This window comes from Saccharopolyspora karakumensis, assembly GCF_004349225.1.
In the GTDB taxonomy this organism is placed as follows: domain Bacteria; phylum Actinomycetota; class Actinomycetes; order Mycobacteriales; family Pseudonocardiaceae; genus Saccharopolyspora; species Saccharopolyspora endophytica.
This window is the reverse complement of the sequence record NZ_SMLA01000062.1, coordinates 24,154-35,249: the sequence shown is the minus strand read 5'-3', so window position 1 is coordinate 35,249 and position 11,096 is coordinate 24,154. Positions and strand designations below refer to the sequence as shown.

10 protein-coding genes are annotated in these 11,096 nt (G+C 71.4%); 2 read left to right on the top strand and 8 right to left on the bottom strand.

The window, feature by feature from the left end; genetic code table 11:
• Both E1202_RS26980 and E1202_RS26975 read left to right on the top strand, forming a co-directional pair.
• Positions 1-743, top strand: a 743-nt coding sequence (locus tag E1202_RS26980; protein ID WP_165944004.1) for a carbohydrate-binding protein, incomplete at its 5' end; no start/stop codon positions are given.
• Between the two features lie 26 nt (positions 744-769).
• Positions 770-1,648, top strand: a complete 879-nt coding sequence (locus E1202_RS26975) for a 3-methyladenine DNA glycosylase (protein WP_132686077.1) — start codon at positions 770-772, stop codon at positions 1,646-1,648.
• 176 nt (positions 1,649-1,824) lie between these two features.
• Here the strand turns inward: E1202_RS26975 and E1202_RS26970 are convergent, their stop codons facing one another.
• From E1202_RS26970 to gcvP, 8 genes are all read right to left on the bottom strand, one after another.
• Positions 1,825-3,021 carry a Bcr/CflA family multidrug efflux MFS transporter gene (locus E1202_RS26970; protein ID WP_132686075.1) on the bottom strand — a complete coding sequence of 399 codons (1,197 nt, stop codon included), beginning with the start codon at positions 3,019-3,021 and terminating at the stop codon, positions 1,825-1,827.
• A 172-nt stretch (positions 3,022-3,193) separates the two neighbouring features.
• Positions 3,194-4,693: a class I adenylate-forming enzyme family protein gene (locus tag E1202_RS26965; protein ID WP_132686073.1), complete on the bottom strand. Its 1,500-nt coding sequence runs from the start codon at positions 4,691-4,693 to the stop codon at positions 3,194-3,196.
• A gap of 65 nt (positions 4,694-4,758) precedes the next feature.
• On the bottom strand, positions 4,759-5,526 hold the full coding sequence (locus E1202_RS26960; protein WP_408007435.1) for an energy-coupling factor ABC transporter ATP-binding protein: 768 nt from the start codon (positions 5,524-5,526) through the stop codon (positions 4,759-4,761).
• A complete protein-coding gene (gene cbiQ, locus E1202_RS26955; RefSeq protein ID WP_132686070.1) occupies positions 5,523-6,290 on the bottom strand; it encodes a cobalt ECF transporter T component CbiQ in 768 nt (255 codons plus the stop codon). Before cbiQ ends, E1202_RS26960 begins: the two co-directional genes overlap by 4 nt.
• Positions 6,291-6,626, bottom strand: a complete 336-nt coding sequence (locus E1202_RS26950) for a PDGLE domain-containing protein (RefSeq protein ID WP_132686068.1) — start codon at positions 6,624-6,626, stop codon at positions 6,291-6,293.
• On the bottom strand, positions 6,623-7,291 hold the full coding sequence (locus E1202_RS26945) for an energy-coupling factor ABC transporter permease (protein WP_132686088.1): 669 nt from the start codon (positions 7,289-7,291) through the stop codon (positions 6,623-6,625). Before E1202_RS26945 ends, E1202_RS26950 begins: the two co-directional genes overlap by 4 nt.
• Positions 7,292-7,692: 401 nt before the next feature.
• Positions 7,693-7,962: a HesB/YadR/YfhF-family protein gene (locus E1202_RS26940; protein ID WP_125089038.1), complete on the bottom strand. Its 270-nt coding sequence runs from the start codon at positions 7,960-7,962 to the stop codon at positions 7,693-7,695.
• An 84-nt stretch (positions 7,963-8,046) separates the two neighbouring features.
• Positions 8,047-10,935, bottom strand: a complete 2,889-nt coding sequence (gene gcvP, locus E1202_RS26935; protein ID WP_132686066.1) for an aminomethyl-transferring glycine dehydrogenase — start codon at positions 10,933-10,935, stop codon at positions 8,047-8,049.
• Positions 10,936-11,096: the final 161 nt, after the last annotated feature.

The following is an 11,096-nucleotide window of genomic DNA, read 5'->3' as shown; positions in this document are numbered from 1 at the left end:
TGACCCCCGCGCCGCCGTCGATCCCCCGGCCGGTGGCGGGCTCCCCGCAGCCCCGGCCGCAGCCGTGGATCCCGCCGCAGCAGATGCGAGCCGCGCAGCCGAACCTCCCTGCGCAGTCCGGCTCGTGGCACGGGCAGAGCGGACCGAGCTCCGCGCACTCCTCACCGCAGCAACCCGCGTCCGAGCGCCGGGTCGGCCGGACGACGATCGTCACGGGCGCGGTGACGCTGGTGCTGGTCGCAGGGGCGGTGGTGGTCGCTGGGGCGGCGGTGTTCGGTTACTCGGCCGGAACCGAGGGGCAGGACGGTTCGACCGTTCAGCGAAGCCGTCCCACTGGCAGCGCCTACGAAGTGCTGCAGGCCGAGTCCGCCGGGTGGACGGGACGCTCGTTCAGCACCTCCACCTACCAGGGCACCGCGTACGCCGGCCCCTTGATGGCGGGGCACGTGCTGCGGTTCGACCAGGTGGATTTCGGCCCCCTTCCTGCCACCGCGGTCACCGCGCGGTTCCGCACCTCGGTGCCGCCGTCGGCCAACGCGACGATCTCGGTCCGGCTGGGCAACTCCCACGGCGAGAAGGTCGGCCAGATCACCGTGGCGGACGCCGGCAACGACCAGATGTGGACGACCACGACGGTCAAGCTCGAGCGCAAGGTCTCGGGCAAGCAGGCGGTCTACCTGGTGATCAGTTCGGGGGTCGGCGGCGAGGCGCTGCAACTGGACTGGGTCCAGTTCCACCACTGAACCCCGGGCGGATACCCTGACCAGCGATGGTGGTGTTGACCGAGCAGGAGTGGCGTGAGCGCCGGACCGCCCACCGCGAGCGGGTGACCCGGTGGACCTCACCGCACCGCAGGCGGCAGCACCACCAGCGCAAGCATCCGGTGCTGGACTTCCTGTTCACCTACTACTCGTTCCGCCCGGCCCGCCTGGAGCGGTGGCAGCCCGGCGTCGGCGTGGTGCTGGAGAACGGTCAGGAGTTCCTGTCCCGCAAGGGCTTCACCGAAGTCCCCGGCGGTGTCGCGCTGGACCCGGCGGCGCTGACCGACAAGCGGCGCGACTCGGCGGAGTTCATCCTCGGTCTGCTCAGCGCGACCGCGTCCCGCCCGGCCCGGCTGGGCTGCTTCGGTCTGCACGAGTGGGCGATGGTCTACCGCACGGAGCCGGGCGACGTCCGGCACAGCGGTTGGCCGCTGCGGCTGGGGCACGAGGGAACCGACGAGGTCGTGGAGTCGATGCCGATCAGCTGCACCCACCACGACGCGTTCCGGTTCTTCACCCCGCAGGCCCGTCCGCTCAACGAGCTGCAACCGTCACGAGCCGACCAGGTCCGGCTGGAGCAGCCGGGTTGCCTCCACGCGAACATGGACTTGTTCAAGTGGGCCTACAAGCTCGACCCGTTCGTGCCGGGCGAGCTCATCGCCGACTGCTTCGAGCTGGCGGTGCGGGTGCGCGAGCTGGACATGTGCGCCAGCCCCTACGACCTCTCCGAGCTCGGCTACGAGCCGGTGCCGATCGAGACCCCGCAAGGCCGCGCCGACTACGTCCGGCGGCAGCGCGAGTTCGCCGAGGAAGCCGCGGGACTGCGCCAACGGCTCATCGACACCTGCCGCGACGTCCTCACCTGGGCAGCGCCGAGCACGGTCTGAAAGATCTTCTGCGGTTCAGGTTTTCGATCCAGCCGCTCGTGCTCGGGCGCCAGGGCGCCGACCGCGCCCCGACTCTGCGAATCAACTTCCACGCCAGCACTTCTCACACCGACCATCGGAGCGCGACCGCGTTGGCGGTGCGGCGCGATGTGCACTCCCGGCGCCGGTGCGAGCGCTCAGCGCTGCTCGGGTTGGGCGCGGCGCCTGGTCAGCGCCGCGAACACCGCGACCGCCGAGACCGACAGCGCGCCCATCACCAGGCCCATCGGCACCGCGGTGTCCGAGCCTGCGATGCCGACCAGCGGGGAGACCAGCCCGCCGATCATGAACTGCAGCACGCCCAGCAGCGCCGAGGCGCTCCCGGCCGTCTCGCGGTGCCCGGACAGGGCGAGGGCGGTGGCGTTCGGGAACACCAGGCCGATGCTGGCCACGGTCACGAACAGGGCGGGCAGCAGCGCGCCCAGGCCCAGGCCCAGGACGGTCGAGACCGCCACGGAGATGCCGCCGAGGGCGTTGCAGCTCAGCCCGATCGCCAGCAGCCGCCGCGAGTCGACCTTGCCGACCAGCAGCCCGTTGAGCTGGCCCATCGCCACGATGCCGATCGAGTTCACTCCGAAGACCACGCTGAACATCTGCGGCGAGAGGTGGTGGACGTCCTGCAGCACGAACGACGAGCCGGAGATGTAGGCGAACATGGCGGCGAAGGCCAGCGCCGCCGACAGCGCGAAACCGGTGAACATCCGGTCGCGCAGCAGTTCGCCGAAGGTGCGCAGGGTCTGCGGCAGGCTGCCGGGACGCCGCTGCTGCGGCGGCAAGGTCTCGGGCAGGGCCAGCAGGGCGGCGACCAGCAGCGCGGCGCCGATCGCGCACAGGGTCACGAAGACCCCGCGCCACGAGGTGACCCGCAGCAGCTGGCCTCCCAGCACCGGCGCGAGCACCGGGACCACGCCGTTGACCAGCATCAGCAGGGAGAAGAACTTCGCCAGCGCGACGCCGGAGAACAGGTCGCGCACCACGGCTCGCGCGATCACGATCCCGGCCGCTCCGCCGAAGCCCTGCACCAGCCGCAGCGCGGCCAGCGCGTAGGCGGACGGCGCGAGCGCGCAGGCCAGCGAGGCGAGGGCGAAGACGACGACACCGATGAGCAGCGGGCGGCGACGGCCGTAGGTGTCCGACAGCGGGCCCATCACCAGCTGTCCCAGCGCGAGCCCGATCGTGCAAGCCATCAGCGAGAGCTGCACCTGGGAGGCACCGGCGTCGAGCTCGCCGGAGATCGCCGGGAGGGCGGGGAGGTACATGTCCATCGACAGCGGCCCGAACGCCGACATCCCGCCCAGGATCAGCGCGTACTTCCCGCGCGACTGCTCTGACATCCACCCTCGTTCGTTCGCACCGCAAATCAGTTCGGCTCAACGGTAACCCGCGGCGGAGCGCCCTCGCGATGAGTCGTTCATCGCACCAGCGGGCGCTTCAGGTCCGAACTGACCGGACGAAAAGGACTCCGATCACGGATGCTTCGGACCAAAACCGCCCGGCTGCCCGTGATCACCGGCCCCAGAGGGGGCCTTGCCAGGTGGAGGTGGAGCGCAGGTCGCGCTTGAGGAGCTTGCCGCCGGGGTTGCGCGGCAGCGGCCGCTCGCTGAGGTGCAGGAACTGCGGGATCTTGAAATCCGCCAGGTGGTCCTGGAGATGCGCTAGCAGCCGCTGGGCGTCGAAGCCGTCGTCGGCCACGATGACCGCGCCGACCTTCTCCCCCATCACGTCGTCCGGCACGCCGACGACCGCCGCCTCCACCACGCCCGGCGCGGCCGCCAGCGCGTTCTCGACCTCCACCGAGTAGACGTTCTCGCCACCCCGGTTGATCACGTCCTTCGCGCGGTCGACGATGTAGACCAACCCTGCGTCGTCGACGCGGGCGAGGTCACCGGTGCGCAGCCAGCCGTCGACGAACGTCGCGGCCGTGGCCTCCGGTTTGTTCCAGTAACCGGCGACGACGTTGGGCCCGCGGATCAGCAGTTCGCCCACGCCCGTGCCCGGGGCGGGCTCGTCCACCGCGACGTCGACGACGGGCGCCGGGAACCCGACCGAGTCGGCGTGCGCGACCGAGTGCTCGTGCGGCAGGAAGGTGGAGATCGAGGAGGTCTCGGTCAGCCCGAAGCTGTTGCCCACCCGCGCCCGCGGGAACGCCGCCTTGATGCGCTCGACCAGCGCGGGCGCCATGGGAGCACCGCCGTAGGAGACGTGCTCGACCGAGGACGTGTCGCACTCCGCGAAGTCCGGCTGCTTGAGCGCGAGCGCGTAGATCGCGGGCACCGTGGTGAACAGGTTGATCCGCTCCTCGGAGATGATCCGCAGGAACCGCCGCACGTCGAAGGACGGCATCACCACGGTCGAGCCGCCGTAGGAGAGCTGCAGCAGCAGCTGCGTGTTGCAGCCGGTGACGTGGAACAGCGGAACCGACACGAGGTTGCGCGTGCGCCAACCGGTTTCGACGTCGATGCCCTTCACCCGGCACACGTTCTCCACATTGGACAGGAAGTTCTCGTGGGTGGTCATCGCGCCCTTGGGGCGCCCGGTGGTGCCGCTGGTGTAGAAGATCGCCGCCACCTCGTCGCGGGCGAGGTCGTCGACGGCGAAGGACGTCCCGTCCGGCAGCGGTTCGCCGGGGTGGAAGGTGAACACCGCACCGGAATCGGCCAGCACGTAGTCGACCTCGGGCTTGGCGAAGCGGATGTTGACCGGTACCGCTACCCCTCCGGCCAGCTGCGTTCCGAGGAACGCCAGCACCCAGTCCACGCCGGCGGGCAGCAGGTTGGCGACGCGGTCGCCGCGGGAGATCCCGGCCGCGCGCAGCCCACCGGCGACCCGGGCGGCCCGGTCCCACAGCTCCCGGTAGGTCAGCCGGCCACCGCCGACCTCCACCAGCGCTTCGCGGTCGCCGAACCGCTCGACGGTGCCTCGCAGCATGGCCACCAGCGACTCGGCCAACCCGGAGTAGTGGGCGATGCCCCGTTCGTCGCGTTCGATGCCGGACCTGTCGAACATCGCCTGACCTCCCCGTCGCGCGGACCGTGATCACGGTCACTCGCCGGATGGCGGGGGTCAAGCGGTCACGGCACGCGGAACCCGAACGGAAGTTCCAGCCGGTGTTCGGCGAGCAGCTCCTCGTCGGCGAGCAGCTCGGCGGTGGAACCGTCCGCGACCACCCGGCCGTCGTCGATGATCACGCTGCGCGGGCACAGCTGCAGCGCGTAGGGCAGGTCGTGGGTGACCATGAGCGTCGTCCCGCCCACGGCGAGCAGCACCTCGGCCAGCTCGCGGCGCGCGACCGGTTCGAGGTTCGCCGAGGGCTCGTCGAGCACGAGCAGTTCCGGGCGGCACGCCAGCACGGCGGCCAGCGCGACGCGTTTGCGCTGGCCCCCGGACAGGTGCAGGGGTGAGCGGTGGGCGTGCTCGGTCATCCCGACCGCGTCGAGGGCCTCGTGGACGCGCTGCTCGAGCTCGACGCCGCGCGCTCCGAAGTTGGCCGGCCCGAAGGCGACGTCCTCCCGGACGGTCGGCATGAACAGCTGGTCGTCGGGATCCTGGAAGACCAGGCCGACGCGGCGGCGGATCTCCTTGAGGTGCCGGGTCTCCACCGGCAGCCCGCCCACGGAGATGCTCCCGGACGTGGGCCGCAGCACGCCGTTGAGGTGCAGGGTCAGCGTCGTCTTGCCCGCGCCGTTGGGGCCGAGCACGGCGACCCGCTCCCCCGGCTCGACCCGCAGGTCGACGTGGTGCAGCGCCCGATGCCCGTCGGGGTAGGCGTGCGCCAGACCGGTGATCTCCAGCGCGGGCGCGGTCACCGCTTCGCGGGTCCCGGCGGGCTGCTCGCTCACGCCGTCCACAACGACACCCCCAGCACCAGGGCCGCGGTGGCGGGCGCGGCCAAGCCCGTGCTCCAGCTCTTCCAGGAGGTGCGGCGAGCCGGTTCCAGCTCGGGCATCTCGCCTTCCCACCCGCGCGAGAGCATCGCCAGGTGCACGCGCTCGCCGCGCTCGTAGGAGCGGATGAACAGGCTGCCGACGCCGCGCGCGGTTGCCCCGGCCTGCCACAGGAACCTCGGGTCGTGGCCCCGGGAGATCCGCGCGATCCGCATCCGGCCGGCTTCGGCGACGATCACCTCGGCGTAGCGCAGCATCAGGGTGATGATGGTGATCACCAGCTTCGGCGCGCGCAGCCGCTGCAGGCCGAGCACGATCTCGCGCGGCGCGGTGGTGGCCGCCAGCAGCAGCGAGGTCCCGAGACCGAGCGTGCCCTTGGCCATGATGTTGAACCCGGCCAGCAGCCCTTCGGTGGACAGCGCGACACCGGCGACCTGCGTGCTCGGGCCACCCGCGGTGAACGGCAGCAGCAGCGCCAGCGCCACGAACGGCACCTCGATCAGCAGTCGCGCGGCCAGCCAGCGCGGCGGGATGCGCGCGACGGCGGCCAGCGCGGCGAGCAGCACCGCGTAGCCGCCGAAGGCCCAGAAGATCTCGCGCGGCGTGGCCACCACGCACAGCACCAGCAGGAACGCGGCGGTGATCTTCACCTGCGGGTCGAGCCGGTGCATCGCCGTGTCACCCGGCAGGTGCAGGGCGTCGGCGTGCCCGGTGCCCACCTACGCCTCCTCCGAGCCGGAGCGACGACGCAGTCCCCAGAACAACCCACCTGCCGCGAGGAGGGTGACCACCGCGCCGATGACCCCGGCGACACCGGTGAACCTCTCGTCACCGCCGACGGCGTAGTCGGCCAGCGGGCCGTCGGCCAGCGCGTGGTCGCCGGTGTGCTGGGCGATGCAGTTGCCCTCCAGCGACTCGCCGCGCTCGGTCTGCACCACCGCGCATCCCCGCTGGGTGACGGCGTCGAGACCGTCCGGGTCAGAGTCGGCGAAGTAGGCCACTCCCCCGGCGACGGCGAGCACGACCAGGGCGAAGATCAGCAGAAAGCGCTTCATCGGGCGACCTCCTCGCGCCGGGCACCGCGCAACAGGTGGACCAGGTCCGGCCGGGCCGAGGCGACGGCGCCGACCGTGGCGGCGGTGATCAGGCCCTCGCCCAGGCCGATCAGGCCGTGCACGCCGATCATCGCCACCGAGACCGTGGCCAGGTCGAACCCGGCGGCGCCGCCGATGGCGTACTCGACGAGGAAGCCGCAGGAAGCGAGCACGGTGTTGACCCACCCCGCGATGAACGCGGTGGCCAGCAGCCCGGCCCGGCTGCGGGTGGCCGGCTTCCGCAGCGCCAGCGCCACCAGGTAGCCGACGGCGGTGCCGATCAACGCCATGTTCGTGATGTTCGCGCCGAGCATCGTCAGGCCGCCGTCGGCGAACAGCAGCGACTGGACGACCAGCACGATCGCCACGCACAGCGCTCCGACCCACGGGCCCGCCAGGATCGCGGCCAGCGCACCGCCGAGCAGGTGCCCGCTCACGCCCGGCAGCACCGGGAAGTTGATCATCTGCGCGGCGAAGACGAACGCCGCGACCAGACCGGCCATCGGGGCCGTGCGGTCGTCCAGATCGGCCCTCGCGCGCACCAGCGCCACCGACAGGCCGGCTATCGCCACGACGGCGAACAGCACCGCCGTGCGGGCGTCGAGCAGCCCGTCGCTCATGTGCATGGCGAGCGTCGTGGTCGGCACTGGACTTCCTCTCCTGCGAACCGGTGCTCCCCGGTGGAACAACCGCCGGTCAAGGGTAGTTGCCGATCACCCGCTATCACCAGGTCCTGGCAAGAGGTCCTCCTCGCACTCAAGCCCGAAAAAGCCGTCGACCCGGGCGCAACACCCGGGTCGACGGCTCAAGAGTCCGTTCTGAGGTCGTGCGAGCGGCGAAGCCGCGAGGCGTGAAGACCGCCCTCGCAACCCGCACCGCCGCGGGTTCTCAGACGTCGTCTGGGGACGACGCCGCGACGCCGTGTATTGGCGGCATACATCAGGAGTTGCGCCCGGCCCCAGACGGCGTCTGAGGTCCCGCCACCCGCACCGCCAACCAAACGGCCACGCGGAATCACCTGCAGAGGTCAGTCCCGCACGGCCAGTGCCAGTTCGCCGTTGCTGTCCTTCTCGGCGTCCAGGGTCTTGTCGCCCAGGAGCTCCGAGACCTCCTTCTCCAGGAAGATCCGGACGCCGTTCTCCTCGATCACCTCGTCGCCCTCCTGGGGTTCCTCGGCGATCGACGCCTGCAGCCCCTGTCCGGCCGGCGCGATGCGCAAGCCCGAGCTGGCCGGAGAGTCGCCGCCGACGAGGACGAGCTTGATGACCTCAACGGCGCTCTCACTGATGGTGAGCATGGTGCTCAACTCCTCTCGGAGCCGGTCGGTTGAAGAGGCCACCGTGTCATCGTCGCGACCGGACGCGCAAACCGACCCGCCGACTCAGCCCTGGTACGCCTCCAACGGCGGGCAGGAGCAGACCAGGTTGCGGTCGCCCTTGGCACCGTCGATGCGCCGGACCGGCGGGAACACCTTGATCGCGTCCGTGCCCAGCGGGTAGGCCGCCTCCTCGCGGGAGTAGGCGTGGACCCACTCCTTGGCGAGGCTGGCCGCCGTGTGCGGGGCACCGACCAGCGGGTTGTCGTCGGCGGGCCACTGCCCTGCGACGACCTTGTCGATCTCGGCGCGGATGGCGATCATCGCCTCGCAGAAGCGGTCCAGCTCGGCGAGGTTCTCGCTCTCGGTCGGCTCGACCATCAGCGTGCCCGCGACCGGGAAGGACATCGTCGGCGCGTGGATGCCGTAGTCGGCGAGCCGCTTGGAGACGTCGTCGACGGTGATGCCGCTGGTCTTGCTGATCTGCCGCAGGTCCAGGATGCACTCGTGGGCGACGAGGCCGCCCGCACCCGTGTAGAGCACCGGGAAGTACTCGCTCAACCGCCGCGCCACGTAGTTGGCGGCGGCCACCGCGGTCAGGGTCGCGCGGCGCAGGCCGTCGGCGCCCATCATCCGCACGTAGGCCCAGGAGATCGGCAGGATCGAGGCGCTGCCCCACGGGGCGGCGCTGATCGGGCCGACACCGGTGGCCGGACCGGCGGCGGGCTGCAGCGGGTGGTTGGGCAGGAACGGCGAGAGGTGCTCGCGGACGCCGATCGGGCCGACGCCCGGACCGCCACCGCCGTGCGGGATGCAGAAGGTCTTGTGCAGGTTCAGGTGCGAGACATCGGAACCGAACTTGCCCATCCGGGCCAGTCCGATCAGCGCGTTGAGGTTCGCGCCGTCGACGTAGACCTGGCCGCCCGCGTCGTGCACCAGCCCGCAGACCTCCCGCACGGTGTCCTCGTAGACGCCGTGGGTGGACGGGTAGGTGATCATGATCGCGGCGAGGTCCTGAGCGTGCTTGCCGACGAGCTCGCGCAGGTGGTCCATCTCGATGTTGCCCTGCTCGTCGCAGCGGACCACGACCACGCGCATCCCGGCCATCACGGCGCTGGCGGCGTTGGTGCCGTGCGCGCTCGCCGGGATCAGGCACACCTCGCGCTCGGCCTCACCACGGCTGTGGTGGTAGGCGCGGATGGCCAGCAGACCCGCGAACTCGCCCTGGCTGCCCGCGTTGGGCTGCAGGCTGACCGCGTCGTAGCCGGTGACCTCCGCGAGCCATTCCTGCAGGTCGGAGACGACCTTGAGCAGGCCTTCGGCGTCCTGCGCGGGCGCGAAGGGGTGCAGCGAGGAGAACTCGGGCCAGGTGATCGGCTCCATCTCCGCGGTCGCGTTGAGCTTCATCGTGCACGAGCCCAGCGGGATCATGCTGCGGTCCAGCGCGATGTCCTTGTCCGACAGCTGCCGCAGGTAGCGCAGCAGCGAGGTCTCGGAGCGGTGCGTGTGGAACACCGGGTGCGTCAGGTACTCCGACGTGCGGGCCAGCGCGCCCGGCAGCGCGTCGTCGGTCTCGACGTCGAGCCGGTCGACGTCACCGGGCGTCACGCCGAAGGCCTCCCACACCGCGGCCAGGTGCGCGCGGGTGGTGGTCTCGTCGCAGCTGATGCCCACGTGGTCGGAGTCCACGCGGCGCAGGTTCACCCCGCCGAGGCGCGCGGCCGCCAGCACCTCGTCGGCCTTGCCGGGGACCTTGGCGACCACGGTGTCGAAGAACTCGGCGTGCACGACCTCGACACCGCCGCGGCGCAGCTGCTCGGCCAGCACGCTGGCCATCCGGTGCGCGCGGGTCGCGATCGCCTTGAGCCCGTCCGGACCGTGGTAGACCGCGTACATCGAGGCGACCACGGCCAGCAGCACCTGCGCGGTGCAGATGTTGCTGGTGGCCTTCTCACGGCGGATGTGCTGCTCGCGGGTCTGCAGCGCGAGCCGGTACGCCTGGTTGCCCTCGACGTCGACGCTCACGCCCACCAGGCGGCCCGGCAGCTGCCGCTCCAGGCCCTTGGCTACGGCCATGAACCCGGCGTGCGGACCGCCGAAGCCCATCGGCACGCCGAAGCGCTGGGTGCTGCCCACGACCACGTCGGCACCGATCTCGCCGGGCGCGCGCAGCAGCGTCAGCGCCAGCAGGTCGGTGGCCACGACGACCTTCGCGCCGCGCTCGTGGATCGCGGCGATCAGCGCCTCGTGGTCGCGCACCGCCCCGGAGGCACCCGGGTAGGACAGCAGCGCCCCGAAGAACTCGCCCTCGGGCAGCTCACCGGAGGTCAGGTCGGCGACCACGACCTCGATGCCCAGCGGCTCGGCGCGGGTCTCGATGACCGCGATGGTCTGCGGCAGCGTGTCGGCGTCGACCAGGAAGCGCGGCGACTTGGACTTGCCCGCGCGGCGCACCAGGGTCATGCCCTCGGCCGCCGCGGTGGCCTCGTCGAGCATCGAGGCGTTGGAGACCGGAACCCCGGCCAAGTCGGCGACCACGGTCTGGAAGTTCAGCAGCGCCTCCAGCCGGCCCTGCGAGATCTCCGGCTGGTAGGGCGTGTAGGCGGTGTACCAGGCGGGGCTCTCCAGCACGTTGCGCAGGATCACCGGCGGGGTGACCGTGCCGTAGTAGCCCAGGCCGATCATCTCGGTGTGCGGGGTGCAGCGACCGGCGAGGTCGCGCAGCTCCGCCAGCGCCTCGGTCTCGGTGGCCGGCTCCGGCAGCGACAGCTGCAGGTCGCCCTCGCGGATGGTGTCCGGGACGGCCTTCTGACCGAGCTCTTCCAGGGAGCCGACGCCGATGACGTCGAGCATGCGGGCCAGTTCGGCGGGCATCGGCCCGACGTGGCGGTCAGCGAACGGCCTGCCGTGCTCCAGCGCGGCCAGAGGGATGCGGTCGTGCGTCGCGTCGGTCATCGCCAAAACCTCACTCATCGCGGCGAACAAAGGGTGGCAGCGGATGCTGCTCTCCCCCTCTGTCCCCGTTCGCGGAGCGAACGCCTGAGAGCTTCACCCGGCGGACCGGGCTTGCACCGTCGGCGGGGCTCACGCTAGGTGTGCCCGCTTTCCAGAGGTAT